Annotated in this window: 21 protein-coding genes and 3 tRNA genes; 10 read left to right on the top strand and 14 right to left on the bottom strand. The window is 67.3% G+C overall.

All coding sequences use genetic code 11. The annotated features are described in order from the left end of the window. Positions 1-26: 26 nt before the first annotated feature. Together ABIC50_RS23025 and pgi are read left to right on the top strand one after the other, a co-directional pair. Positions 27-1,571, top strand: a complete 1,545-nt coding sequence (locus ABIC50_RS23025) for an NAD(P)H-hydrate dehydratase (protein WP_354166983.1) — start codon at positions 27-29, stop codon at positions 1,569-1,571. A gap of 111 nt (positions 1,572-1,682) precedes the next feature. Then, entirely contained in the window at positions 1,683-3,305 is a 1,623-nt protein-coding gene (gene pgi, locus ABIC50_RS23020) for a glucose-6-phosphate isomerase (RefSeq protein ID WP_175734953.1), read from the top strand. A gap of 75 nt (positions 3,306-3,380) precedes the next feature. On the opposite strand, the gene ABIC50_RS23015 is transcribed toward pgi, so the two are convergent. Continuing rightward, positions 3,381-4,082, bottom strand: a complete 702-nt coding sequence (locus ABIC50_RS23015; protein ID WP_354166980.1) for an ABC transporter ATP-binding protein — start codon at positions 4,080-4,082, stop codon at positions 3,381-3,383. Between ABIC50_RS23015 and ABIC50_RS23010 the strand changes: the two genes are divergently transcribed. Next, positions 4,081-4,758, top strand: a complete 678-nt coding sequence (locus tag ABIC50_RS23010) for an arylesterase (protein ID WP_354166977.1) — start codon at positions 4,081-4,083, stop codon at positions 4,756-4,758. The genes ABIC50_RS23015 and ABIC50_RS23010 overlap by 2 nt on opposite strands. Before the next feature lie 90 nt (positions 4,759-4,848). On the opposite strand, the gene ABIC50_RS23005 is transcribed toward ABIC50_RS23010, so the two are convergent. The 7 genes from ABIC50_RS23005 to tig form a co-directional block, all read right to left on the bottom strand. Then, positions 4,849-6,783: a SurA N-terminal domain-containing protein gene (locus tag ABIC50_RS23005; protein WP_354166975.1), complete on the bottom strand. Its 1,935-nt coding sequence runs from the start codon at positions 6,781-6,783 to the stop codon at positions 4,849-4,851. Between the two features lie 138 nt (positions 6,784-6,921). Further along, positions 6,922-6,998 (bottom strand) — tRNA-Asp (locus tag ABIC50_RS23000). A gap of 23 nt (positions 6,999-7,021) precedes the next feature. Beyond that, positions 7,022-7,097: transfer RNA gene (locus ABIC50_RS22995), tRNA-Val, on the bottom strand. A gap of 215 nt (positions 7,098-7,312) precedes the next feature. Continuing rightward, on the bottom strand, positions 7,313-9,736 hold the full coding sequence (lon, locus tag ABIC50_RS22990) for an endopeptidase La (RefSeq protein ID WP_011657161.1): 2,424 nt from the start codon (positions 9,734-9,736) through the stop codon (positions 7,313-7,315). A gap of 197 nt (positions 9,737-9,933) precedes the next feature. Continuing rightward, a complete protein-coding gene (gene clpX, locus ABIC50_RS22985) occupies positions 9,934-11,205 on the bottom strand; it encodes an ATP-dependent Clp protease ATP-binding subunit ClpX (protein WP_006754177.1) in 1,272 nt (423 codons plus the stop codon). A 165-nt stretch (positions 11,206-11,370) separates the two neighbouring features. Then, complete coding sequence (gene clpP / locus ABIC50_RS22980) at positions 11,371-12,024, bottom strand: ATP-dependent Clp endopeptidase proteolytic subunit ClpP (protein WP_006496351.1); 654 nt, start codon at positions 12,022-12,024, stop codon at positions 11,371-11,373. Positions 12,025-12,164: 140 nt separating this feature from the next. Then, positions 12,165-13,511: a trigger factor gene (gene tig, locus ABIC50_RS22975; protein WP_011657162.1), complete on the bottom strand. Its 1,347-nt coding sequence runs from the start codon at positions 13,509-13,511 to the stop codon at positions 12,165-12,167. Between the two features lie 386 nt (positions 13,512-13,897). Between tig and ABIC50_RS22970 the strand changes: the two genes are divergently transcribed. After that, entirely contained in the window at positions 13,898-15,043 is a 1,146-nt protein-coding gene (locus ABIC50_RS22970) for a glycerate kinase (RefSeq protein WP_354166972.1), read from the top strand. 62 nt (positions 15,044-15,105) lie between these two features. After that, positions 15,106-15,555 (top strand): MarR family winged helix-turn-helix transcriptional regulator, encoded by a 450-nt coding sequence (locus ABIC50_RS22965; protein WP_011657164.1) that lies wholly within the window; start codon positions 15,106-15,108, stop codon positions 15,553-15,555. Positions 15,556-15,835: 280 nt separating this feature from the next. Here the strand turns inward: ABIC50_RS22965 and ABIC50_RS22960 are convergent, their stop codons facing one another. Together ABIC50_RS22960 and ABIC50_RS22955 are read right to left on the bottom strand one after the other, a co-directional pair. Further along, on the bottom strand, positions 15,836-16,834 hold the full coding sequence (locus ABIC50_RS22960) for a 2-dehydropantoate 2-reductase (RefSeq protein ID WP_175745817.1): 999 nt from the start codon (positions 16,832-16,834) through the stop codon (positions 15,836-15,838). Positions 16,835-16,934: 100 nt separating this feature from the next. Next, positions 16,935-18,080, bottom strand: a complete 1,146-nt coding sequence (locus ABIC50_RS22955; protein WP_229060537.1) for a helix-turn-helix transcriptional regulator — start codon at positions 18,078-18,080, stop codon at positions 16,935-16,937. A 299-nt stretch (positions 18,081-18,379) separates the two neighbouring features. Here ABIC50_RS22955 and ABIC50_RS22950 point away from each other — a divergent pair, with 299 nt between their 5' ends. From ABIC50_RS22950 to ABIC50_RS22935, 4 genes are all read left to right on the top strand, one after another. Continuing rightward, on the top strand, positions 18,380-19,423 hold the full coding sequence (locus ABIC50_RS22950; RefSeq protein ID WP_481183614.1) for a porin: 1,044 nt from the start codon (positions 18,380-18,382) through the stop codon (positions 19,421-19,423). A 22-nt stretch (positions 19,424-19,445) separates the two neighbouring features. Beyond that, the gene (locus ABIC50_RS22945) at positions 19,446-20,684 is read left to right on the top strand and encodes an MFS transporter (RefSeq protein ID WP_354166967.1); all 1,239 of its coding nucleotides are present in this window, start codon (positions 19,446-19,448) and stop codon (positions 20,682-20,684) included. Positions 20,685-20,700: 16 nt separating this feature from the next. After that, complete coding sequence (locus tag ABIC50_RS22940) at positions 20,701-21,810, top strand: histone deacetylase-like amidohydrolase (protein WP_354166964.1); 1,110 nt, start codon at positions 20,701-20,703, stop codon at positions 21,808-21,810. Between the two features lie 101 nt (positions 21,811-21,911). Then, positions 21,912-22,142 (top strand): hypothetical protein, encoded by a 231-nt coding sequence (locus tag ABIC50_RS22935; RefSeq protein ID WP_126228054.1) that lies wholly within the window; start codon positions 21,912-21,914, stop codon positions 22,140-22,142. A 109-nt stretch (positions 22,143-22,251) separates the two neighbouring features. Here the strand turns inward: ABIC50_RS22935 and ABIC50_RS22930 are convergent, their stop codons facing one another. Both ABIC50_RS22930 and ABIC50_RS22925 read right to left on the bottom strand, forming a co-directional pair. Continuing rightward, entirely contained in the window at positions 22,252-22,545 is a 294-nt protein-coding gene (locus tag ABIC50_RS22930) for a hypothetical protein (protein WP_354166961.1), read from the bottom strand. 196 nt (positions 22,546-22,741) lie between these two features. After that, positions 22,742-22,828: transfer RNA gene (locus ABIC50_RS22925), tRNA-Leu, on the bottom strand. A 235-nt stretch (positions 22,829-23,063) separates the two neighbouring features. Between ABIC50_RS22925 and hpnD the strand changes: the two genes are divergently transcribed. Then, positions 23,064-23,897, top strand: a complete 834-nt coding sequence (gene hpnD / locus ABIC50_RS22920) for a presqualene diphosphate synthase HpnD (protein WP_354166959.1) — start codon at positions 23,064-23,066, stop codon at positions 23,895-23,897. 25 nt (positions 23,898-23,922) lie between these two features. Here hpnD and ABIC50_RS22915 read toward each other — a convergent pair whose 3' ends face one another. Both ABIC50_RS22915 and ABIC50_RS22910 read right to left on the bottom strand, forming a co-directional pair. Further along, positions 23,923-25,134, bottom strand: a complete 1,212-nt coding sequence (locus tag ABIC50_RS22915; protein WP_354166956.1) for a DUF1501 domain-containing protein — start codon at positions 25,132-25,134, stop codon at positions 23,923-23,925. A gap of 67 nt (positions 25,135-25,201) precedes the next feature. After that, the gene (locus tag ABIC50_RS22910; RefSeq protein WP_354166953.1) at positions 25,202-26,764 is read right to left on the bottom strand and encodes a DUF1800 domain-containing protein; all 1,563 of its coding nucleotides are present in this window, start codon (positions 26,762-26,764) and stop codon (positions 25,202-25,204) included. Positions 26,765-26,847 lie beyond the last annotated feature (83 nt).

The raw sequence follows: 26,847 nt of genomic DNA, 5'->3' as shown, positions 1-26,847 counted from the left end.
TTCCTCTTCGCCGCCATGACTCCGCGATGACGAACACCCGCCCGCTTCCCGACTCCGCCCCGCTCGCGCTGCTGCGCGTCGCCGACCTGCGCGCGGCCGAGGCCGCCGCAACCGCCGAACTGCCGCCGCACACGCTGATGGGCCGCGCGGGCGCGGCCGCCGCGCGCTGGCTGTCCGAACGGGTCGCCGGCGACGAACGGCCGGTCTGGTTCGCGGTCGGCCCCGGCAACAACGGTGGCGACGCACTGGTGGCCGCCGCGCAGCTGCAGCAGCTTGGCGTCGCCACGCAGGCGTGGATGCCGGTCGCGGTCAAGCCGGACGATGCGCAATGGGCGCTCGGCCTCGCGCGCGCGGCCGGCGTGCCGCTGTCGACCGAACCACCCGCATCGCTGGACGATTACGCGTGGGTCGTCGACGGACTGTTCGGCATCGGCCTCGGCCGCGCACTCGACGGCCCGTTCGCCGCGCAGGCCGCGCGCATCGCCGCGCACACACGAAGCGGCGGCCGCGTGCTCGCGCTCGACGTGCCGAGCGGACTGGACAGCGACACGGGCCGGATCGTCGGCGCGGGCGTCGCCGTCGCCGCGACACATACGCTCACCTTCATCGGCGCGAAGCCGGGCCTTTACACAGGCGACGGCCGCGATCTCGCCGGCGAGATTCACATCGCGTCGCTCGACGTCGCTCCGCCCGCCGCGCCGGCCGTCGTGCTGAATGCGCCGGCCCGGTTCGCCGCCGCGCTGCCCGCCCGCGCGTTCGCGTCGCACAAGGGCACGTTCGGCAGCCTGGCGGTGCTCGGCGGCGACACCGGCATGTGCGGCGCGCCGATCCTCGCCGCGCGTGCCGCGCTGTTCGCGGGCGCCGGCAAGGTGCATGTCGGCTTCCTCGGCGCCGGCGCGCCGCCGTACGACCCGCCGTTTCCCGAGTTGATGCTGCATCCGGCGGACGGCCTCGACCTCGATGCGATGTCCGCGATCGCGGCAGGCTGCGGCCTCGGCACGCGCGAGGCCGCGGCAACCCTCGTGCGTGACGTGCTCGCGCACGACGCCGTGACGCTGCTCGACGCCGACGCGCTGAACCTCGTCGCAACGCACGCCGAGCTCGCGACCGCCGTTGCCGCCCGCGGTGCGCACGGCCTCGCGTGCGTGCTGACGCCGCATCCGCTCGAGGCGGCACGGCTGCTCGGCAGCGATACCGCGACGGTCCAGCACGATCGGCTGGCCGCTGCCCAGGCGCTCGCCGCGCGCTACGCGAGCATCGTCGTGCTGAAGGGCTCGGGCACGGTGATTGCCGCGCCCGACGGCCGCCTGACGATCAACCCGACCGGCAATGCCGCGCTCGCGACCGGCGGCACCGGCGACGTGCTCGGCGGCCTGATCGGCGCGCTGCTCGCGCAGCGCGTGGCGCCGTACAAAGCCGCGCTCGCGGGCGTGTATCTGCACGGCCTCGCGGCCGACACGCTGACCGCGAACGGCAACGGCCCGGCCGGCCTCGTCGCGGGCGAACTCGCGCCGATGGTGCGCACGCTGATCAATCGCCTTTTTTACCCGTCGCCGCGCGCCGACATATAACGCCGCTATACTGAGTGCCCCGCCGCACGGCGGGTCCTCTCGTCCGCCGGCCTTCCGATCCCGATGAGCCGGCGCGGCATTCCTCCCGATTCACGCTTCACTCGAACCGCCATGACGCTGAATTCGCTCCCCGCCTGGACTGCCCTTCAATCCCACTTCGAACAAATCCGCCATGCGCGCCTGCGCGACTGGTTCGCGCCGGAAAACGACCGCGCGCCGACCCGTGCCGAACGCTTCACGATTCCCGGCGGCGGCCTTGCGGCCGACTTGTCGAAGAACCGCATCAACGACGACACGCTGCGCCTGCTCGTGCAACTGGCCCGCGAAGCGGGCGTCGAAGCGCGCCGCGACGCGATGTTCGCCGGCGAGATCGTCAACCCGACCGAAGGCCGCGCCGCGCTGCACACGGCATTGCGCGCGACCGACCCGCACGCGCCGTTCCATGCGCAGATCAGTGCCGAGCGCGCGAAGATGGCGACCTTCGCGCGCGCCGTGCGCAGCGGCGCGTGGACCGGCTACACCGGCAAGCGCATCCGCCACGTGATCAACATCGGCATCGGCGGCTCGGATCTCGGCCCGAAGATGGTCACACATGCGCTGCATCACGTCGCGAGCCCGGACATCTCGACCCACTTCGTATCGAACGTCGACGGCGCCGATCTCGCGCGCGTACTCGAACAGGTCGACCCGGAGGAAACGCTCGCGATCATCGTGTCGAAGACCTTCACGACGCTCGAGACGATGACGAACGCACGCTCGCTGCGCGACTGGTTCGTCGCGCGCGGCTGCCCCGAGACCGCCCTCGCGAAGCACTTCGTCGGCGTATCGGCGAACCCGGCCGAAGTCGTGAAGTTCGGCATCGACGCGGACAACGTGTTCGAAATGTGGGACTGGGTCGGCGGCCGCTATTCGCTGTGGTCGGCGGTCGGCCTGTCGATCATGATCGCGATCGGGCCCGAGCAGTTCGACGAACTGCTCGCCGGCGCGAACGACATGGACCGCCATTTCCGCCAGGCGCCGCTCGAGCGCAACCTGCCGGTGCTGCTCGGCCTGATCGGCATCTGGTACCGCAACTTCTTCGGCTCGCAGAGCTATCTCGTCGCGCCGTATTCGGAAGCGCTGCACTACCTGCCGTCGTACCTGCAGCAGCTCGAGATGGAAAGCAACGGCAAGTCCGCACGCCTGGACGGCACGTTCGTCGACTACCCGACGTCGGCCGTCACGTGGGGCGAGCCCGGCACCAACGGCCAGCACGCGTTCTTCCAGATGCTGCACCAGGGCCCGACGATCGTGCCGATCGACTTCATCGCGGTGCTGACGCCCGAGCATCCGCTCGCGAGCCATCATCCGAAGCTGCTCGCGAACTGCTTCGCGCAGAGCGAAGCGCTGATGCTCGGCCGCACGCTCGACGAAGCACGCAAGGTCGCCGGCCCCGGCAAGGAAGCGCTCGCGCCGCACCTGACGTTCCCCGGCAACCGGCCGACGACGACGCTGCTGGTGGATGCGCTGACGCCGCGCACGCTCGGCGCGCTGATCGCGCTCTACGAGCACAAGGTGCTGGTGCAGGCGACGGTGTGGGACATCAATCCGTTCGACCAGTGGGGCGTCGAGCTCGGCAAGATTCTCGGCAAGGTCGTCGAAGCCGACCTGTCGGCCGAGTCGGTCGATCCCGCGAAGCATGATTCGTCGACGACCGCGCTGATCGAGCGCGCGCGTGCGGCGCTCAAGCGCTGACGCGACCACGTCATGCGCATGCCGGTCGCACCGGCGATCGACCGTGTGCGACCGGCGCCAGCATTCAGCGCCTTGCTACGCCGCCTGCGGCGCGACGATGCGTCCGGCGTCGATCGTGACCGTCGTCGCGCAGCGCCGCGCGAGTTCGGCATCGTGCGTGACGAGCACGAGCGTCGCGCCGTGCGCGCGGTTCAGTTCGAACATCAGGTCGATGACCGCGTGGCCCGTGGCCGCATCGAGGCTGCCGGTGGGTTCGTCGGCGAACAGGATCGCCGGGTGCGTGACGAACGCGCGCGCGAGCGCGACGCGCTGCTGTTCGCCACCGGACAGCAGCTTCGGATAATGCGCGGTGCGCTCGCCAAGACCGACCTGCACGAGCAGCGCGCGGGCCCGCTCGGCCGCTTCGCGCGCACCGATGCCGCCCCGCAGCTCGAGCGGCAGCATCACGTTCTCGAGCGCCGTCAGGTGCGGCATCAACTGGAATGACTGAAACACGAATCCGACGGCGCCGTTGCGCAGCGCGGCACGCTCGTCCTCGTCGAGCTGGTCGAGCGCACGACCGAGCAGGCGAACCGTGCCGCTCGTCGCGCTGTCCAACCCCGCAAGCAGGCCGAGCAGCGTCGATTTGCCGGACCCCGACGCACCGACGATCGCGAGGCTGCTGCCGGATCGCACACTGAGCGTGATGCCGTCGAGGATCGTCAGCTCGCCCGTTGCATCGGCGACCCGCTTGTATACGTCTTGGACTTCGATGATCGGATCGGTAATCTTGAACATGGACACGACATTCCACTGGAAGAGACGCGCGGCGCTCGCCGCGCTGCTGGGGACGCTGCTCGCAGCAACCATGCCCGCACGCGCCGCGACGGCGGCCCCGACATCGGGCCAGGGCCGGCCCGCGCTCGTCGTGCTCGGCGACAGCCTGTCGGCCGAATACGGACTGCCGCGCGACACCGGCTGGGTTGCGCTGCTGCGGCAACGGCTCGCGACCGAGCGAATCGATTATAGCGTCGCGAACGCAAGCGTCAGCGGCGACACCACGAGCGGCGGCCGCGCACGGCTGCCCGCGGTGCTGCAACGGCTCAAGCCGTCGATCGTCGTCGTCGAACTCGGGTCGAACGACGCGCTGCGCGGCGTGCCGCTCGCGACGACCGAGCAGAACCTGCGTGACATCATCGCCGATGCGCGGCAAGCGCGTGCGAAGGTCGTGCTGGTCGGCATGTACGTGCCGCCCAACTACGGGCCCGATTACACGCAGAAATTCCATGCGCTCTATACGCGGCTGTCGAAGGAACTCGGCGTTCCGCTCGTGCCGTTCCTGTTGGCCGGCATCGAGAACAAGCCGGAGATGTTCCAGTCGGACCAGATGCATCCCACGCAGCAGGCGCAGGGCGTCCTGCTCGACAACGTCTGGCCCGCGCTGAAACCGCTGCTCGGCAAACCACGCGGCTGATCTGGCGATTCACCCCGGCCTGGAAAAAGAAAGCCCCGCTCGAAGCGGGGCTTTCTTTTGTTGCGTGCGAAACCGTTAATGGCGCTTCGCTCAGTTGCCGCTGTCCTGCGACTGGCTCGGCGTGGTGCCGTACAGCTTCACCTTCGAGCGGTCGCGCAGCGCGGCGAGATACGCTTCGCCTTCGCTTTGCGCTTCGACCTGCGCCATCTGCTGCTGCGCGGCCGCGAGCTGCTGCGGATCGACGGCCGTGCCCGGAATCACCGCGTTCACGCGATAGATCGCGTAGCCGTCCGCACCGAGATCGACCCCGACGTAGGCCGGCAGCGTCTTCGCATCGACCTTGTACACGGCGCTCAGCGCGGCCGGCGTCAGGCCTTGCGATTGCATGCGCGACACCTTCTGCACGGGCGTGAAGCCATCGGCCGATTTCGACTTCTGCAGCTCGGCCAGCTTCGCCGCGCCGTCCTTCTTCGCGAGTTCCGTGGCTTGCTCGGCGACGACCTTCTGACGCACCGCGTCCTTGATCGTGTCGAGCGCCGGCACGGCAGCCGGCTTGTAGTCGGTCACGCGCGCCGAGATCAGCGTGTTGTTGCCCACGTCGATCGCCTGCGTGTTGTTCCGGCTCTTCACCGAGTCGCTCGCGAACACGGCGGCGAGGAACTTCGGGTTGTTCAGCGGGCTCGTCGGCGGCAGCTGCGGATTCGGCGTCGGCATGACGGTGGCAATCTGGATCGTCAGCTTGTACTTGTCGGCGGCCGGCTGCAGCGTCTTCGCCTTTTCATACACGGTCGACGTGAAGCCTTCCGCGTTGTCCGTGAACGCCTTCGCCGCATACTGCTGCTTCAGCTGCACCGCGATCTGGTCCTTCACGTCGGCGAACGGCTTGACCACCGACGGCTTCACTTCCGTCGCCTTCAGGATGTGGAAACCGAGATCCGACTGCACGACACCGCTCACGTCGCCCTGCTTCAGCGCGAATGCGGCATCGTCGAACGCCTTGCCGCCCGCCGTCGAGCCGCGCGTGATGAAGCCGAGATCGCCGCCCTTCGCTGCCGACGGTGCATCCTGCGAGTTCTTCTGCGCGATCTGCGCGAACTGGTCCGGATGCGCCTTCACGTCGGCCAGCAGCTGCTCGGCCTTCGCCTTCGCGGCTGCCTTGTCGGCGGCGCTCGCGTCGCTCGCCGCGGCGATGAAGATATGGCTCACGCGTACCTGCGCTTCCGAGCGGAAGTGCGTCGGGTTGTCGTCGTAGAACTTCTTGATGTCCGCATCGTTCGGCTGTGCGCTCGCGGCGGCCGCGGCCGGCGAATAGACGAGATACTGGATCGTCGCGGTTTCCGGCGTCGCGAAGCTCTGCTTGTGCGCGTCATAGTACGCGGTGAGCTGCGCGTCGGTCGGCTGCACCTTCGCCGCGTAGTCGCTCGTCTTCAGCACGAGCGCCTGCACTTCGCGCTGCTGCGCGGCCAGCTCCGACAGGCGTTGCGCCGGGCCCTTCGGCGTGAATGCGCTCGCCACGATGCTGGCCGGAATCTGCTGCAGCGCGAGGCTGTAGCGCACGCGCTCCTGGTACTGCTCGGGCGTCATCCCCTGGAACGACAGCAGCTGGGCATAGCGCTCGACGTCGATCGAACCGTCGGGCTTCTTCAGCGACGCGATCATCGGGTCGCTCATCAGCGCGTCGCGCACGGCGTTATCGGATGCGGTCAGGTGCAGGCGTTGCGTCTCATCGGCCAGCACGCGTTGCTGGATCAGGCCGTCGAGCACCTGCTTGCGGTGTTCCGGCGTGTCGAATGCCTTGATGTCGAACTGCCCACCGAGCGCCTGGCGCGCCTGGTCGATCTGCTGGCGGAACGCGCCGTCGAATTCGACTCGCGTGATCTTGTGCCCGTTGACCGCAGCGACGTTCGCGCTGTCGTCGAAGAAGCCGCGGAAACCTTGGATCCCGACGAAACCCAGCCCCGGCAACACGATAAGGAGCAGGAGCGCCATCATCAGGCGCTGGTGATTACGGAAGAAATCGAGCATGCGTGACGGGAAAATTGGACAAAACGTCCGATATTACAACATACGGGGTGGCACGGGAGAAAAGCAGGTGCGCAACGAACGGGGCGCGGCCGGCGATGAAAATGAAAAAGCCCGCACAAGGCGGGCTTTCTCATTTTCTGGCGGAGCGGACGGGACTCGAACCCGCGACCCCCGGCGTGACAGGCCGGTATTCTAACCGACTGAACTACCGCTCCTTGGTCTGGCTGAATCGGGAAACTGGTGGGTGCTGAGGGGTTCGAACCCCCGACCTACGCCTTGTAAGGGCGCCGCTCTACCAGCTGAGCTAAGCACCCGTTTCCGATTCGTTCTGGCTGCGATCTGCGTTTCGGCATCAACAACCAGCGAGCCCGCAAGTTTAATTCATCCCCGATCATTTTGCCAAGCCCGCACGTGAATTTTTTTAACGCGCATCGTTCAACACTCACGCACGCGATGCCGACGCGCATAAAAAAACCCGCGGACACGCCGCGGGTTTCGTGAACCACCGTCAACGACGGCGTTCGGCTTCTCAGTGCTTGACGACTTCCGTCGAGCCGGCATCCTTCGCCGCGTCGCCAACCGGTGCCGCAGCCTTCGCCTCTTCTTCCGGCGGCAGCGGGGTCGGCGTACGTTCGAGCGCGAGCTCGAGCACCTTGTCGATCCAGCGGACCGGCACGATCTCGATCGCGTTCTTCACGTTGTCCGGAATGTCCGCCAGATCCTTCACGTTCTCTTCCGGAATCAGCACGAGCTTGATGCCGCCGCGATGCGCAGCCAGCAGCTTTTCCTTCAGCCCGCCGATCGGCAGCACTTCGCCACGCAGCGTGATCTCGCCCGTCATCGCGACATCGGCACGCACGGGAATGCCCGTCAGCACCGACACCAGCGCGGTCGTCATCGCACCGCCCGCCGACGGACCGTCCTTCGGCGTCGCACCTTCCGGCACGTGGATGTGGATGTCCTGCTTCTCGAACGCTTCGTCCTTGATGCCCAGACGCCGCGAACGCGAGCGCACGACCGAACGCGCAGCCTCGACCGACTCCTTCATCACGTCGCCGAGCGAGCCCGTGCGAATCACGTTGCCCTTGCCCGGCATCACCGCGGCTTCGATCGTCAGCAGATCGCCGCCGACTTCCGTCCACGCGAGGCCCGTCACCTGACCGACCTGATTTTCCTTCGCCGCGAGGCCGAAGTCGTACTTGCGCACGCCGAGGAACGTATCGAGGTTCTCGCCATCGACCTTGATCGCGCCCGATGCCTTCTTCAGCAGCAGCATCTTCACGACCTTGCGGCAGATCTTCGACACTTCCCGCTCGAGCGAACGCACACCGGCTTCGCGCGTGTAGTAGCGGATGATGTCGCGGATCGCCTGTTCGGTGACGTCGACCTCGCCGTCCTTCAGCCCGTTGTTCTTCTTCTGCTTCGGCAGCAGGTAACGCTGCGCGATGCTGACCTTCTCGTCTTCCGTGTAGCCCGACAGACGGATCACTTCCATCCGGTCGAGCAGCGGCGGCGGGATGTTCAGCGAGTTCGACGTCGCGACGAACATCACGTCCGACAGGTCGAAGTCGACTTCGATGTAGTGATCGGCGAACGTGTGGTTCTGTTCCGGATCGAGCACTTCGAGCAGCGCCGACGACGGATCGCCGCGGAAATCCATGCCCATCTTGTCGACTTCGTCGAGCAGGAAAAGCGGATTGCGCACGCCGACCTTCGCGAGGCTTTGCAGGATCTTGCCCGGCATCGAACCGATGTACGTCCGGCGGTGACCGCGGATCTCGGCTTCGTCACGCACGCCGCCGAGCGCCATCCGGACGAACTTGCGGTTCGTCGCACGCGCGATCGACTGACCGAGCGAGGTCTTGCCGACGCCCGGGGGCCCGACGAGGCACAGGATCGGCGCCTTGACCTTGTCCACGCGCTGTTGCACCGCGAGGTACTCGAGAATGCGTTCCTTCACCTTCTCGAGGCCGAAGTGATCCTCGTCGAGCACCTGCTCGGCGTTCGACAGATCGTTGTTGACCTTGCTCTTCTTGCGCCACGGCAGGCCGATCAGCGTGTCGATGTAGTTGCGCACGACGGTCGCTTCCGCCGACATCGGCGACATCAGCTTCAGCTTCTTGAGCTCGGCGTCGGCCTTCTTCTTCGCTTCCTTCGGCATGCGCGCGGCGTTGATGCGCTTCTCGAGTTCCTCGAGATCCGCACCCTCCTCGCCTTCGCCCAGTTCCTTCTGGATCGCCTTGACCTGTTCGTTCAGGTAGTACTCGCGCTGGCTCTTTTCCATCTGGCGCTTCACGCGCCCGCGGATGCGCTTTTCGACCTGCAGGATGTCGATCTCGGCTTCGAGCTGCGCGAGCAGATGCTCGAGGCGCTCGATGACCGGGAACATCTCGAGGATGTGCTGCTTCTGGTCGAGCTTCAGCGGCAGACGCTCGGCGATCATGTCCGCGAGGCGACCGGCTTCATCGATGCCCGACAGCGACGTGAGAATCTCCGGCGGGATCTTCTTGTTTAGCTTCACGTACTGGTCGAACTGCGACACGATCGCGCGGCGCAGCGCTTCCGTTTCCGCGCTGTCGGCGTGATCGGGCTCGAGCGGCATCACGTCGCAGGAGAACTGTGTCTCCTGTTCTTCGATCGACAACGCCTTCGCACGCTGCAGGCCCTCGACGAGCACCTTCACGGTGCCGTCCGGCAGCTTCAGCATCTGCAGGATGTTGGCGATACAACCGACCTCGTACATGTCCTTTTCGGTCGGTTCGTCCTTGGCCGCGGTTTTCTGGGCGACGAGCATGATGTGCTTGCCGCCTTCCATCGCTGCTTCGAGGGCCTTGATCGATTTCGGCCGGCCCACGAAGAGCGGAATCACCATGTGCGGGAAAACGACGACGTCCCGCAGCGGCAGCAGCGGGAGCGTGATGCGTTCCGGCGGGAGAAGTTGGGTGCCTGACATTTCATTTCCCCATGAGTGGAATCAATTGTTCGGTAATTGAGGCCGCCACAACGAATTGCAAGCCTTCAAGTGCGGGAAATATTCGGTAAGAAAGTAACCACCGCGTGTCGAGTCAGAGTTACCCACAAGATAAACGAAAAAAAGCCGCCCACGGACTCATGAACGGCCTTTTTCGCAGAACATCGTCGGCAAGCCGGTCAGTTCGAACCCGCCACTTTCGGCGTGTCCTCATAGATCAGCAGGGGTTTGCCGTCGCCATCGATCACGTTTTCATCGATGATGACCTTGCTGACCCCTTTCATCGCCGGCAACTCGTACATCACGTCGAGCAATGCCTGTTCGATGATCGAACGCAAGCCGCGCGCGCCGGTCTTGCGGCGGATCGCCTTGCGGGCGACTGCCTGCAATGCGCCCGGCCGGATTTCCAGCTCGACGCGCTCCATCGCGAACAGCTTGTGATACTGCTTGACGAGCGCATTCTTCGGCTCGACGAGGATCTTCATCAATGCGGCTTCATCGAGCTTGCCGAGCGTCGCGACCACCGGCAGGCGGCCGATCAATTCGGGGATCAGACCGAATTTGATCAGGTCTTCCGGTTCCGTCTCGCGCAGCACTTCGCCCGCGTCGCGTTCCTGCTTGCTCTTGACCGTCGCGCCAAAGCCGATGCCCGTCTTTTCCGTGCGATCGGTGATCACCTTCTCGAGACCGTCGAACGCGCCGCCGCAAATGAACAGGATGTTGGTCGTGTCGACCTGAATGAAATCCTGGTTCGGATGCTTGCGGCCACCCTGCGGCGGCACCGACGCCATCGTGCCTTCGACGAGCTTCAGCAGCGCCTGCTGGACGCCCTCGCCCGACACGTCGCGCGTGATCGACGGGTTGTCCGACTTGCGGCTGATCTTGTCGATTTCGTCGATGTAGACGATCCCGCGCTGGGCCTTGTCGACCTCGTAGTTGCAGTTCTGCAACAGCTTCTGGATGATGTTCTCGACGTCCTCGCCGACGTAGCCGGCTTCGGTCAGCGTCGTCGCATCGGCGATCACGAACGGCACGTTCAGCAACCGCGCGAGCGTCTGCGCGAGCAGCGTCTTGCCGGAGCCCGTCGGGCCGATCAGCAGGATGTTGCTCTTCGACAGCTCGACGTCGTCCTTCTTGTCGAGATGCTTCAGACGCTTGTAGTGGTTGTACACGGCCACCGCGAGGATCTTCTTCGCGCGCTCCTGCCCGATCACGTACTGATCGAGGATGTCGCGAATTTCCTGCGGGCTCGGCAGATCCGACCGGGACAGGCTGGCCTCGACGCCGGCGGCAGCCGCCTCGTCGCGAATGATCTCGTTGCAGAGGTCGATGCATTCATCGCAGATGAATACCGACGGGCCGGCAATGAGTTTCTTCACCTCATGCTGGCTCTTTCCGCAGAACGAGCAATACAACAGCTTCTCGCTGTTCGAACCTTTTTTGTCCGCCATGAATGTAGAGCCTCCGGACAGGTAAATGACATGATACGCCGAATGCTCCGGACGCCGCGCCTAGGGCGCGACCGGAGCCGGCTGGATGCGCTTGCCGCAGATGCTCAAGGCACTCGGGACGTTGCAGCGGGCGCCGCCCCAATCGGGGCGGCACCCCACTTAATTTCAGGGGCGCTTCAGCAGCACCTGGTCGATCAGCCCGTACGCCTTCGCGTCCTCGCTCGACATGAAGTTATCACGGTCGGTGTCGCGCGCGATGCGCTCGACGTCCTGGCCCGTATGTTGCGCGAGCAGGTTGTTCAACCGTTCCTTCAGGTAGAGGATTTCGCGTGCCTGGATCTCGATGTCGGACGCCTGGCCGCGTGCGCCGCCGAGCGGCTGGTGAATCATCACGCGCGAGTTCGGCAGCGCGAAACGCTTGCCCTTCGCGCCCGATGCGAGCAGGAATGCGCCCATGCTGGCCGCGAGGCCCATGCAGAGGGTCGACACGTCCGGCTTGATGAACTGCATCGTGTCGTAGATCGCCATGCCGGCCGACACCGAGCCGCCCGGGCTGTTGATGTAGAGGCTGATGTCCTTGTCGGGATTCTCGCTCTCGAGGAACAACAATTGCGCGACCACGAGGTTGGCGGTCTGGTCGTTCACTTCGCCGACCATGAACACCAGGCGCTCCTTCAGGAGACGCGAATAAATATCGTACGAACGCTCGCCGCGGCCGCTCGTTTCGACGACGATCGGCACCAGCCCCAGCGCTTGCGCCTCGAAACCCTGCGGCGCGTTCGAAGCAAGCATGTCCAGCAATTCAGCGCGAGTGATCATTCAATGAACCTTGTTCGAATGGAAAATTGAACGGAAGGAAGCCGCCCGCTCAATCGCCATATTAATGGCAACCGTGCGCTTGACGTAAAAACGGCGTGCAGGCCGTCGCTCCGACAGCCGGCACGCCGCTAGAGCGACACTTACGCTTGCGACGATGCGCTCGCGAGTGCCTCGAAGCTCACTTCCTTGTCCGTCACCTTTGCCTTGCCCAGCACGAAGTCGACGACGTTGCTTTCAACGACGAACGCTTCCATCTCGGCGAGGCGCTGCTGGTTGGAATAATACCAGCGGACCACTTCCTTCGGGTCTTCGTAGCTCTTCGCGAACTCGTCGACTTCCGCGCGGATCTGTTCCGGCTTCGCTTCGAGGCCGTTCGCCTTCACGAGTTCGGCCAGCACGAGGCCCAGCTTCACGCGACGCTCTGCCTGCTCGGCGAACATCTCGGCCGGAATCGGTGCGTCCTTCGCGTTCGGCACGCCGCGCTGCGCCAGATCCTGGCGAGCCATTTCGACGAGGCGTTGCTGATCCTGCTCGATCAGCGCCTTCGGCACGTCGAGTTCGGAAATCTTCAGCAGCGCGTCCATCACCTGGTTCTTGACGATCGACTGCGTGCGGCGCTTCGCTTCGCGCTCGAGATTTTCCTTGATCTCGGCGCGCATCTTCGTCAGGTCGCCGTCTTCGATGCCGAGCGACTTCGCGAATTCGGCGTCGATTTCCGGCAGGTGCGGCCACTCGATCTTCTTCATCGTGACCGTGAATTGCGCCGTCTTGCCCGCCACGTCCTTGCCGTGGTAGTCGTCCGGGAACTTCAGGTCGAACGTACGTTGTTCGCCGACCTTCAGGCCGAGCGCCGCCGTTTCGAATTCCGGCAGCATGCGGCCTTCGCCGAGCACGAACGGGAAGTCTTCGGCCGTGCCGCCCTGGAACGCGACGTCGTCGATCTTGCCGACGAAGTCGACCGTCACGCGATCGCCGTCCTTCGCCGCGGTGTCCGCGCCGCCGTCGCCGTGCTCGCCGGCTTCGCCGCGAGCGTGGTAGTGCACGCGCTGCTTGCGGAGGATGTCCAGCGTGCGGTCGATTTCGGCGTCGCCGATCGACGTGGTCGAGCGCTCGACTTCAGCCGTCGCCAGATCGCCGATCTTCACTTCCGGGTAGACCTCGAACGTCGCGTCGAACGCGTATGCGTCTTCGGCCTGCTCCTGCTTCGGCTCGAAGCTCGGCTGGCCGGCCACGCGCAGGTTTTCCGCGCGGCTGATCGTGAAGAATTCCTGGCCGATCTTGTCGCTCAGCACTTCCGCTTCGACCTGACCCGAGTACTGCTGGGCGACCATCTTCAGCGGCACCTTACCCGGGCGGAAACCCGGCATGCGAACGTTCTTCGCGAGTTTCTGGATACGGGCGTCGATTTCCTTCTGCACGGTGTCTTTCGGCAGGGAAATCGTCACGCGGCGTTCAAGCTTGCCGAGGTTCTCAACAACGTTAGCCATGGCTTCAATCGTCCTAAAATTATTCGAGCGAATCGGGTTTTCCTTGCCGTGCCTGCCTGCGGCGAGATGTGCATCACATCCACATGCCGCGCCGGAGCGCCACGCCATCCCTGCACGCGCCGAATGGCTAGCGCAAGCGGCTCGGAGCACGGCTTTGGCCGGAAGAATCGACTATTCTAGCAAACAATTTTCCTCGTACCGCCAGATCCCTCATGACAGGGGTGCGCTCCTGCATGCCGCCCGCGCCCGTGCACGGCAATGCGCGCGGATTGTCGCTATGCCGAACGACGTATCCACCGCGCGCCCGCCATCCTGTAAGCTCCGAATGAGGGTGCGCCGCCGTCGCGCCCCCATTTTTCACACCAATTACGCTTCCCGGAGACACCATGCCGCACCACCCGTCCGCGCCTGTCGTCGTCATCGCGCCCGATTCGTTCAAAGGCTCGCTTTCCGCCGAGCAGGTCGCGGACGCGATCGCCACCGGCATCCGCCGGGCTCGCCCCGACGCGGTCGTGCGCTGCTGCCCGATGGCCGACGGCGGCGAAGGCACGCTCGATGCGATGCTGGCAGGCGGCGGCACGCGGCGTGCGCTGCAGGTGGCCGGCGCGTCGCTCGCGGCACGCGATGCGGCGGTGGGCGTGATCGATGCGCGCACTGCGATCGTCGAGACGGCCGAGATCGTCGGCATCACCGACGCGGTCGGCATGAGCGTGCCGGTCGACGCGCGCAGCACGCGCGGGATGGGCGAAGCAATCCGCACGCTGCTCGACGAAGGCGTGCGCCGCTTCTTCGTCGCGCTCGGCGGCAGCAGCACCAACGACGCGGGCGCAGGGTTGCTCGCGGGCCTCGGCCTGCAATGCTTCGACGCGGCCGGCCAGCCGGTCGAGCCCGTCCCCGCGCGGCTCGCAAACATCGCGCGGATCGACGCGTCAGCCCTCGATCCGCGTCTGAAGGAAGCGGAATTCATCGGCATGTCCGACGTCGACAATCCGCTGACGGGCCCGCATGGCGCGACCGAGGTGTTCGGTCCGCAAAAGGGCGTGGCGCCCGAGCAAGTCGCGACCCTCGATGCCGCGCTCGGCCACTTCGCCGACCTGCTCGAGGCGGCGCTCGACCGGCGCGGCCGCGACCTGGCCGGTGCCGGCGCCGCGGGCGGCCTGGGTTTTGCGCTGCACATGCTGGGCGCGCGGTTCGAAGCCGGCGCGGAAGTCGTCGCGCGGCAGGTCGGGCTCGACGCGGCGCTCGCCGGCGCCGACTGGCTGATCACCGGCGAAGGCCGCTCCGACGTGCAGACGCTGCACGGCAAGGCGCCGTTCATCGCGTGCCGTCACGCGCAGGCCGCCGGCGTGCCCGCGTCGCTGCTGTCGGGCGCCGTCGACTCGGCCGCGCTGCCGCGCCTGTCCGAACACTTCGCCGGCTGCTTCTCACCCGCACCGGGGCCGATCACGCTCGACGTCGCGATCCGCGACGCGGCGAATCTGCTCGCGAACGAAGCGGAGCAGTTGACACGGCTGAAGTACGGCGCACACTGACCGTTGACCCGAGCGCGCGATACAGGAACAATCGGGCCCGCCCTTTTTCTTCAGGATTCGACATGAAAGGCCGTCAAGCCGGGCTCGATCAGTTTCTGACCTATCGCCTCCATGCGCTCACGAAGCGATCCGACCGCGGGATCGCCGACGTGTACCGGCACAAGCTGGACATCTCGCTGCCCGAGGCGCGCGTGATCGCCGCCGTCGGCGCGTTCGGTCCGTTCTCGATCATGGATCTCGCACGTCATACCAATCTCGACAAGAGCCAGGCGAGCCGCGCGGCGGAAGCGCTGCTGCGCCAGGGGCTGCTCGAGCGCAGCGCGAGCGAGGACGACGGCCGGATCGTGCTGATCGCGCTGACGGCCGACGGCCGCGCGCTGCATCGCCGGATCATGCCGATCGTGCGCAAGTGGAATGAAGGCTTGCTCGCATGCCTGTCCGACAGCGAGCGCCAGACGTTCGAGCGGCTGCTCGACAAGGTGGTCGCGCACGCGGTCGACGGCGACGAGTGAGTCTCGTGGCGGGGGCGATCCGTGTCCCTGTGCGCGTTGCGAATGTGTGGCGCCTGTACCGGACTCGCCGCGCTGTACGCCGGCCCGCGCAGATGCGTCACAAGCGATCCCCCCGCCCCTGCTTTATTCAGATGAATCCTGCAGATCGCCCCATTCGTCTCCGTCGCGTGAATCGCGCAAGCGCACGGGCGGCGGCCCGGTTTTCCCCGCCGTGCACGTATCGAACGACTGCTCGTCGTCCTTCATCAAACCAGGCCACCGCCGCAGCGATCCCCTTGCGCTATAGCCCGCTGTTCGCCGCGCGCTGACGCAGCAACCCCAGCACCGCGTCGCAATACGGCGTCGGCACGTCGAGCTTGCGCCCCAGCTCCGGAAACACGCCGAGGATCGGCCCGGTCTCGAGCGGTCGCCCGGCCTCGAAATCCTGCAGCATCGACGTCTTGAACGCGCCCAGCTTGCGCGTCAAGGCGATCCGCTCGGGCCCGGCCATCCCCGTATCGAGACCGAGCTTCGCGCCGATCGCGGCCGCCTCCTCCATCATCCGCAATGCAAGGTCTCGCGTGAACGGATCGTCGAGCAGTTGCTCGGTGGTCGAACCCGTGAGCGCGCTCAACGGATTCATGTTCATGTTGCCCCACAGCTTCGTCCAGATCTCGGTGCGGATCGCCGGCGTCGATTCGACGTCGAAGCCGCCCGCGGCGAGCGCCGCCGCGAATCGCGCGGTCGGCGCGTCGAGCCGCGCATCGGGCGAGCCAATGATCAGGCGGTTGCCGCGACCGCGGCGCACAATACCCGGCGCATCGGTACTCGACGACAGGTGCACGACGCAGCCGATCGCCTGCCCGGGCGGCAGCGCCGCCGAGACCGCACCGTCCGGGTCGACCGCGTCGAGCGGCACGCCGTCGAGCGGGCCCGCGAGCCCGTGCGTGAACCACCACGGCAGCCCGTTCATCGCGGCGACGATCACCGTGCCGGGCCCGACCAGCGGCGCGATGCGCGCGGCTAGCGCCGGCAACGCCTGCGCCTTCAGCGCGATCACCACGTAGTCCTGCACGCCGAGCGCGGCCGCGTCGTCGCTCGCGCGCACCGGGACCGACGACACCGCGCCCGCCTCGTCGATCACGCGCACGCCGTGTGCGTTCAGCGCATCGAGCGTCGCGCCGCGCGCGTAGGCGCTCACCGTCATGCCGGCGCGCGACAGCGCCGCCGCGAGCAATCCGCCGATCGCGCCGACACCGACCACCGCCGCGCGCACCGACCCTGAATTCGTGTCGTTCATGATGAAATTCCGTCTTCGGGAAGCTGACGAGCATAACGCTCAATGGTTGCGGGCACAACCATTTACGCAAGCGCCCGCGGCGTGGGTTCGCACGGGCGATTCAGCGCGCCGCACCGCCCGCCTCCGGCGGCTCGTCGACGCTCGGGCCACCGGCCGCGCCGAGCACGCCGGCGATCTGGCTCTTGTCGTGCATGCCAAGCTTGCGGTACGCGCAGCGCAGGTAGTGACGGACGGTCGTCGGCGAAATCGCCATCTGCTGGGCGACCTCCTTATGCGAGCGTCCGGTGCCGTAATAGCGGATCGCCGCCAGTTCGCGCGGACTCAGCCGGTCGAGCAGCGAGCGCGGCCGCGCCTCGATCTGGAACAGCCCCGCGACGGGCACGCACTGGATGCGCAACGCGTCGCCGATGAACGGCTGGCCCGACTGGCGTCGCCCATGCGCGACCAGCGGCTCCGGGATACGCGGGCCGGTCCATGTCGGCCATTCGGTGCGCAGCACGTCGTCGAAGCCGTGATCGGCGTGATGCAGCACGCCGAAGTTGTCGCACAGCGCGCGTGCCGCCGGCGCAACCGCGTCGTCGCGCTCGCGCGTGAGCTGCGCCGCGCGGTTGATCGTCAGCGCGGCAGCCAGATGCGGGATCACTTCCTCGAAGCGGCTCGCATCGTCGTCGCTGAACGGACGATTCAGGCCCTGGCGATAGATCGACATGAAGGTCGTCAACCCGAAGCGGCGATCGAGCGTGCACACGCACATCAACTGCGCCAGCCCGTACTTCACGCACCAGTCGCGAAACCGTGCATCGAACCCTGGTTCGACGACCGACAGGCGCACCGCTCGACCGTGCGCGCCGAGCAGCGTGCGTTGCGCGAGCGGATCGCAGTCGCGCACACGTTTCCAGTCGCTGAAGAACGCGTGCGGAAGGCGATACAGGAAGCTGTTGTGCATCACGGGGCCGGTCGGCACGTGCGTGGCGACGCCGGTCCATGCGGCGTCGAAGGGGATGAGCGCCTGCAGCAGCGAAAAGAAGCGGCACTCGAATTCGCCGATGCTCGACCGCGCGGCGACCGCGTAGAGGTCGAGCAGCATCAGGCCGAGTTCGCGCTGCGCTCCATTGCCGCGCGTCACCCCGTCGAAATCGGCCCGCCGTGGCGGCAACGGCGGCCATGCGGATTCGTCGAGCACGATCGCGGCCGGCACGTCGCGCAGCGCGTCGAGATCCTGCCCGATATCCGTCGTGATCCTCACTTTCCGCTCCCCTGCCCGACCGGGCCGCTGATGCGCGCAACGCAGACCGGCCGATTATAGCGACCGGCATTTTTGGCGGGCGTCACTGCCGGAACACGCGGCAGCCCCATCCATTTGAACGGTACGCCACCCGTTGCTGCCGCACGGCACGCCGCACCGCGGCGTCGCGGCACGTCCCCGCCGTGCCCCGCGGGTTTTCCACACCGTTCATCTGCACGACTGTTCGCCCGCTTTCCCGCTGCGGACACTGCGTCGCGACAACAACACACGATGCAGGACGGTATGGAGAACCCGACGTGATGACACCCCGCTTCATCCGCACGGCCACGGCCGCCGCGGCGCTCGCTGCGTGCAGCGTTGCCGCGCATGCGCAATCGGCCCTCACGCTGTACGGCGCGCTCGACGCCGGCGTGCAGTACCTGACGCATGCCGACGGACGACACGCGGCCGTGCAGTTGCAGAACTACGGGATCCTGCCTTCGCAGATCGGGCTGAAGGGCAACGAGGATCTCGGCGGCGGCTGGCGCGCGCTGTTCAAGCTCGAACAGGGCCTCAACCTCAACGACGGCACCGCGACCGCCCCCGGCTATGCGTTCTTCCGCGGCGCGTACGTCGGTGTCGCGGGGCCGGCCGGCACCGTCACGCTCGGCCGGCAATTCAGCGTGCTATTCGACAAGACGCTGTTCTACGACCCGCTGTGGTACGCGTCGTACAGCGGCCAGGGCGTGATCGTGCCGATGACGGCGAATTTCATCGACCACTCGATCAAGTATCAGTCGCCCACGTTCGCCGGCTTCGATGTCGAGGCCCTCGCGGCGACGGCCGGCGTCGCGGGCAATACGCGCGCCGGGCGCGTGCTCGAACTCGGCGGCCAGTACACGAGCAACGGGTTGTCGGTCAGTGCGGTGCTGCATCAGGCGCACGGCGACGCATCCGCCGCGGACGATGCTTCCGCGCGCCGCCGCGACCTCGGCACGCTCGCCGCACGTTATGCATTCGCGTCACTGCCGCTCACCGTCTATGCGGGCGTCGAACGCGTGAGCGGCGACCTCGATGCGGCGCGCACGATCGTCTGGGGCGGCGCGCGCTACCTGAGCTCGAGCGGAGTCGGACTGAACGCGGGCGTCTATCACACCGATTCGCACACGCCGGCGATCGGCCACCCGACGCTGTTCATCGCGAGCACCACCTACGCGCTGTCGAAACGCACCGTCGCCTACATGAACCTGGGCTACGCGCGCAACAGCGGGCAGAGCTCGCAGACCGTCTACGAATACGACCCGACGCCGCTTGCCGGCGCATCCCAGTTCGGCGCGATGGTCGGCATGTACCACCTGTTCTGATTCCGTCCAGCGAGATCCCGCCATGAAAACCCTTTGCTCCGATACCGCACTGCCATCCGACAGCCACACGGCGACCTTCGCGCGCTCGACACTCGTCGCGCTCGTCGTGTTCGCGGCCATCACGCCGCTGCTGCTGCTCGTCGCGCCGGCCGTCGCCGCTCAGCTGGCGACGCAGCTCGGGCTGTCCGCATCGCAGATCGGCACCTACTTCTTCGTCGAACTCGGCGCGTTCAGCCTCGCGACCGTACCGTCGTATCTGTGGCTCGGCCGCATCGATGCGCGCCGCGTCGCTGCGTGCGCGATCGCCCTGTTCGGTATGGGCAACCTGCTGACCGCGCTGTGGATGCCGGGCTTCGGCGCGCTGCTCGCGCTGCGTGCCGTCACCGCACTCGGCGGCGGCTCGCTGATGGTGCTCTGCATGACCAGCGCGGCCACGAGCGAGAACAGCGATCGCGTGTACGGGCTGTGGGTCGTCGGCCAGTTGACCGCTGGCGCGATCGGCCTGTTCGTGCTGCCGCACGTGTTCGCCGCGTTCGGGCTGCGCGCGCTATATGTCGCGCTGGCCGTGCTCGCGCTGTTCGCGGCGCCGCTGTCGCGCGGCTTTCCAGCGACGCTCGGTGTACGGACCGCGTCGGCACAGGCCGCGCGCGGCGGCGCCGATGCCGATGCCGATGCCGATGCCGATGCGTCACCACGTTTCGTCGCGCTGGCGATTGGCGCGGTGCTGATGTTCTATCTCGCGATCGGCAGCGTGTGGACGTTCGCGAGCCGCGCGGCGGCGCAGGCCGGACTCGATCCGCAGTCGACCGGCAACGTGCTCGCGATCGCGAGCGTGATGGGGATTGCCGGCGCGGCGCTCGCCTCGTGCGCGGGCGGCCGGCTTGCCCGGCGCGCGATGCTGGCCGCCGGTTACGCGCTGCTCGCGGCATCGCTCGTCGCACTCGCCGCGCTGCCGCATGCGAGCGGCTACAGCGCCGCGATCTTCGCGTTCAAGTTCGCGTGGACGTTCGTGCTGCCGTTCATGCTCGCGACCGTCGCGCAAATCGATACGTCCGGGCGCCTCGTCGCGACGCTCAATTTCGTGATCGGTGCGGGCCTCGCGGCCGGCCCGCTGCTCGCCGGGCTGTTGCTCGATGCCGGCGGCACGATGCACGCGCTATTCGCGGCCGCCATCGCCGGCGCGATCGCATCGTTCGCCGCGCTGCGCCATCTCGATCGCCGCGCGCGCACTTCCATGACTTCCGTTTCTTCCCAACCGTGACAGGTCAAGCTCACCCATGAATCGCACTGCCTTCTTCACCGACGAACGCACCTTCTGGCACACCGGCGGCACGCACGCGCTGTTCTTCCCGGTCGGCGGCTGGGTCCAGCCGCCATCGAGCGGCGGCTACGCGGAGTCTCCCGATTCGAAGCGCCGCTTCCTGTCGCTCGTGCAGGCGTCGGGCCTTGCCGCTCACCTCGACATGCGCGGCGCCGCGCCGGCCACCCCCGGCGATCTGCTGCGCATCCATCCGGCGAGCTATCTCGACGCGTTCCGCGCGCTCAGCGATGCGCACGGCGGCGACCTCGGCGATCTCGCGCCGTTCGGCAAGGGCAGCTACGAGATCGCCACGCTGTCCGCGGGCCTCGCGATCGCGGCGATCGACACCGTCGTCGGCGAGCATGCGGCCAACGCGTTCTCGCTGTCGCGGCCGCCCGGCCATCACTGCCTGCGCGATCGCCCGATGGGCTTCTGCCTGCTCGCGAACATTCCGATCGCGATCGAGGCCGCGCGCGCGAAGCACGGCATCGGCCGCGTCGCGGTGATCGACTGGGACGTCCATCACGGCAACGGCACGCAGTCGATCTACTACGACGATCCCAACACGCTGACGATCTCGCTGCATCAGGACCGCTGCTTTCCGCCCGGCTACAGCGGCGGCGGCGACCGCGGCGAAGGCGCGGGCGGCGGGGCGAACCTGAACGTGCCGTTGCTGGCGGGCAGCGGAGATGACGCGTATCGGTATGCGTTCGAGCGGATCGTGCTGCCGGCGCTGGAACGGTTCCGGCCGGAACTGATCGTCGTCGCGAGCGGCCTCGATGCGAGCGCGGTCGACCCGCTCGCGCGCATGCTGCTGCATACCGACAGCTACCGGTTCATGACGCGGGCGGTGAAGGACGCAGCACAGCGCCACTGCGGCGGGCGGCTCGTCATCATCCATGAAGGCGGCTATTCGGAGGCGTACGTGCCGTTCTGCGGGCTCGCGATCGTCGAGGAACTGGCCGGCATGCGTACCGAGGTCGCCGATCCGATGCTCGAGCTCGCGATCGCGCAGCAGCCGGGCGAGCGGTTCGTCGCGTTCCAGCGCGAGCTGCTCGACGAACTGGCAGCGTCGTTCGGGTTGTAACGCGCGTTCACGCAAGATACGGGGTCGGCACACGCCGGCCCTTGCGCGATCGGGGCGGATGGGGTTTCCTGTGCTTTTACACCTGCCAGGCCCCTCGTCAGATGAAACCGTCTCCGCGCGAACCCGACACCAACGACAAAGCGCGCCGCCAGCCTTCGAAGCTGGCTCTGAATATCGCCGCCGTGCTGGTCGGCCTCATCACGTTCGCGATCGGCGTGGCGTGGTTGATCTATAGCTGGATCGTCGATCGCGAAGCGCAGTATTTCGCGATTCCGCTGGTGTTTTCGGTGCCGGTGATCGTGGCGGTCGCGGTGCGGAGTTTCTGGGATTAAGACGCGTCACTCAAAACGACAAAGCGCTGCGGTTGCGCGACGCGCGACGCGGGTTATCGGGTTTGATTCAGGGTGAAGCGATGATCGCTGAGGTTCGCTTGCGCGCCCATCACAAGCCGGGCTGCGCGCACGGATTGGGGGCTGCGCCCCGGTGCTCGGCAATGACGAGGGGCGGTGCTGTGCCGGCCAGCACCCGGCCGACCGCTGTCAGCACGGTTTCCGTCGTCATCCGCTCACCGCTCGAAATCACGCGCCCCAAATAGGCTGAGCACACCGACGACGATGCAACCGTCTGCGCCGGCCTGGTGCTCCATGCGATGTTGTCGGCGGGCGTTGACGCACATGCCGGCGCGGCGAGCATCAGCGCCAGAACGGAAATCGGCGCATACACGGTGGTCTTCATCGATTGCCCTCGGTGTAGTTGTGCTTTTTATAGGTAAAGTGAGCACGATATTACACTCGCCAGGCACGCTTTTCCGTGCGCGCGCATGGACGGATTACCGGCGGAGAAAACACCGGCATCAAGAAAAAAGCGCTGCGGATCAGCCGACCGGCAGCGCTTTTCAGGAACGGCCCTTGGCGGGGCACGTTCGACTTCGTGGTGCGTGAGGCCGGACTCGAACCGGCACACCCTTGCGGGCGTCAGGACCTAAACCTGGTGCGTCTACCAATTTCGCCACTCACGCGCATTCCTGCTGCCTGACCGCGCGGCACGCAAGATGCGTTCTCCACGCGCCGGGGCTTCATGCCGGCCCGAAAACCGGCACGCCCGATCAGGCGAGCGCGAGATTCTACCCGATCTGTGCGGCGTTGTCTCGCCCCGCCGGCGCCCGCCGGACAGCGGTGCTAGAATGCCGCGCTCGACGTGCCGGCCCCGCGCCGGCGCGCGCCCCCGAACCCGCCTCCGCCACGATCCCACCCGTGAACTTCGACGACTACTGTCAGCAAAAGGCCGCCCCCGCGGGCTCCAGCGTCTACTACGCGCTGCGCCAGGCGCCGCGCGCCGCCGAACCGCGCCTGACCGCCCTGTTCGCGCTGCGCCGCGAACTCGAGGAAACCGTCAAGGAAACCAGCGACCCGACCGTCGGACACACGAAGCTCGCGTGGTGGCACAAGGAGCTCGCCGCGCTCGCCGCCGGCGAACCGTCGCACCCGGTCACGAAGGCGCTCGCGCAGCATCACTCGGCGATCGCGGCCGAAGCCGATGCGCTGCGCACGCTGGTCAACGGTTACGGGATGGATCTCGAGCAGGCGCGCTACCTGGATTTCGCGAACCTGCAACGCTACATCGCGCAGGTCGGCGGCACCTTCGCGTCGCTGGTCGCGCGCGCCAGCGCCGCGAATCCGGCCGACCCGCAGCCGTGGGCCGCGGATGCCGGCCGCGCGCTGATGCTCGCGCAATTCGTGCAGGAGCTCGGCAACGATGCGCGCCATGGCCGCATCTATCTGCCGATCGACGAACTGCAACGCTACAACGTGACCGCGGCCGACCTGCTGAACCGTCGCTACAGCCCGGCCTTCACCGAGCTGCTGCAGTTTCAGACGGCCCGCGCGCGCGAAGCGCTCGCCGCCGCCGACGCAGCGATCCCCGCGTCCGAACGCCGCGCGCAACGCACGCTGCGTGCGCAGATCGCACTGGCCGACGCGCTGCTCGACGAAATCGAGCGCGACGGCTACCAGGTGCTGCACCAGCGCATCGCGCTGACGCCAATCCGCAAGCTGTGGATCGCATGGCGCGCCGCGCGCCGCCGCTGACCCGCGCCACAACGCGCGTCCCCCATCACACCTTCAGCAGCGGCAGCGTGTCGAAGCGCTGCTGCAGCACGCGCGTCGCATCGAGCCCCCACCACGGCCCAAGCACGGTCGCATACAGCTGACGGAAATCGACCGCGACCGGCAGGTTGCCGTTGCCGTCGAGGTGTCCGAGCGCAGGCGCTGCACCGTACAGCCCGCCGGCCACGCGGCCGCCCATCACGAAATGCGGCGCGGCGGTACCGTGATCGGTGCCGTTGCTCTGGTTCTCGCGCACGCGCCGCCCGAATTCCGCATACGTCATCACGAGCGTCTGGTTCCAGCGCCCGAGCTCGATCAGCGCGTCGCGCATCGCACCCATCCCTTCCGCGAACTGCTTGAGCAGCGCGGCGTGCTGCCCCGGCTGGTTCTGGTGCGTGTCGAACCCGTTGAGCGTGAGCCGCAGCACCGCGACGCCGTCCTGCGCACCGGGCCCCGACGCTTCGCATGCCGCGAGCACCTGCATGGCGGTCTTCACCGACGTGCCGAACGTCCCGGCCGGAAAGGCCGTCCTGAACTCGCGCATCCCGCCGCGTGGGCGCAGCCGGTCCGCCGCCTTCACGATGTCGTTCTCGACGTCGATGATGTGTGCGAGCGCCGGGTTCCGTTCGCGCAGCGACGACGGCTCGGCCAGCCGCGCCGCGCGGATGAACTGCGCGGGATTGACGAGCGCGATCGCGCGCGCGCCGTTCGCGAGCGGTCCCATCTCGGCGCTGCCGAGCACGACGCCGTCCGCCGCGAAGCCCGGCGGCACCGGCGCCTGCGCGAACGTGCGCGTGAGCCAGCCTTCGTGCAGGTACTGGTCCGAGCGCGACGCGGTATCCCAGATCTCGATCGAACGGAAATGCGACAGGTTCGGCTGCGGATAGCCGACGCCCTGCACGATCGCGACCTGCCCGTCGCGCCACAGCGGCATCAGCGGCGCGAGCGCCGGGTGCAGCCCCGTATGCGCATCGAGTTGCAGCACCTGGTCGCGCTTGATGCCGATGCCGCGGCGGAACTGGTAGTAGAGCGGATCCGCATACGGCACGACCGTGTTGAGGCCGTCATTGCCGCCCTTCAGCTCGACGAGGATCAACACGTTCGCATAGCCGCCCCGCCCCGTCGCGGGCATCGAAGCCGCCTGCGTGGCCGGCTGCCACAACGACACGCCCGCCGCGGCCGCGGCGCCCGTGAGCGTCAGAAAATCACGTCGGTTCATCGTGCATCCTTCGGTTCGCCGCGCGGCATGGCCACCGCTGCAGCGCGCCTGTTCGTCGTCGTTTCGGTCATTTCAGTTGATAAGCCGGATCCATCAGCAATGCCTCGAGATACGCGCTGCCGGTCGAGTCCGTATCGATCGCCGCGACCGGCGACACCGGCAGCACCGCGTGCTGCAGTTGAAGCTCGGTGGACAAGCCGGCGCGCGCCTGCGGCCGCATACGATACTGCGCGAGCCAGCGTTCGAGGTCGAACCGCAGGCCACCGCGTGCGGGCTTGACCGGCGCGCCGGGCATGCCGGCACCGGGCGTACCGGCAGCGGGCGTACCGGCAGCGGGCGTACCGGCACCGGGCATGCTGGCACCGGAGGCGGTGTCCGCAACCGGCATCGCACGCGCACGCCCATTCGGCACCGGCTGCGCCATCGCGTGCGCGGGCGCCCGCATCCCGGCCGCCTCGGTCGCGCGGAACAGCTGTTCGACGAACTGCTTGCGCGCGAGCAGCGTGGTGCTGTTGATCCACAGCGCGCCGCCCGGCCAGCCCTTCACGTTCGGCGGATAGAACAGGTTCTGCCCGAGCGTGCGCACGGTGTTCGCGAGCATCTGAGGATCGCCGTACGCGACGTCGAACAGCCGCACCGACCCGACGACGAACTCGGCCGGCGACTTGACGAGCACGCCGCGATTGCCCGGATCCCAGAACGCGTCGGTCGACCATAGCGCGGCGAGCGCCGTGCGGATGTCGTAGCCGCTCGCGCGGAACCGTTCGGCCACGATCTCGAGCGCGCCGGCGTCCGGCGTATCGGACACGAACTCGCGCCACAGCTTGCCCGCGATGAAGCGCGCGGTGTCGGGCCGCTTCAGCAGGATGTCGAGAAACCCGTCGCCGTCGAACGCACCGGTCTCGCCGAGTATCGTCTTCTCGCCCGTGTCGTGCCACTCGGGCCGCGCCACGAAGCGCAGCGTATCGGGATCGACGCTCCAGCCGGTCATCGCGCGCGCGGCTTCGGTCACGTCGTGCTGCGTGTAGTGCCCTTCGCCGAGCGTGAACAGCTCCATCACCTCGCGCGCGAAATTCTCGTTCGGGCGTCCCTTGCGGTTGCTCGCGCCGTCGAGATACTGGAGCATCGCCGGATCCTTCGCGACCGCGTGCAGCAGCGTGTCGAAACTGCCGAGCGCCTCGCGGCGAAACAGCGCATGCTGCGCGGCCATCGTCTGCGGATACGGGACCTTGTCCTGCCCGGACGTGAAGTGCCCGTGCCAGAACAGCGTCATGCGCTCGGTGAGCGGCGACGGCGTCGCGACCATCTCGTTGACCCACGCCGCGCGCAACGCATCGTAGCGGCGATTGCGCTCGCGCTGCTCGTCGCGCCGCATATCGGGGGTCAGCGCCTGGCGCTGCGCGCGGGTCGGCGGCAACTCGGCGACCCAGTCGGGCCAGCGCGTCACGGGCTCGCGCCGCACGTTGCCGAGCGTGTCGGCGACGACCTGCGCGCGCGTCATGCCGACGATGCGGGCGACCTCGGCCGGTGCGGGAGAAAAGCCGGTGCGGCTCAGGAAGAACAGCGCATCGTCGGCGTCGAGCGGCGCCTGCATCGCGGGCGATGCCGGGGCGGCAGCGTTCGCTTTCATCGTCGTGGACTCCCGGAACGCACCGGCGGTGCGGATGCAGGTTCAACGGCGGCACGCATGGGAAAGTTGACGGGAAAATTGCT

It is taken from the genome of Burkholderia sp. 567 (genome assembly GCF_040545115.1).
Classification (GTDB): Bacteria; Pseudomonadota; Gammaproteobacteria; order Burkholderiales; family Burkholderiaceae; genus Burkholderia; species Burkholderia ambifaria.
Note: the sequence above shows the minus strand (reverse complement) of the source record. Positions and strands in the feature narration are given on the sequence as shown.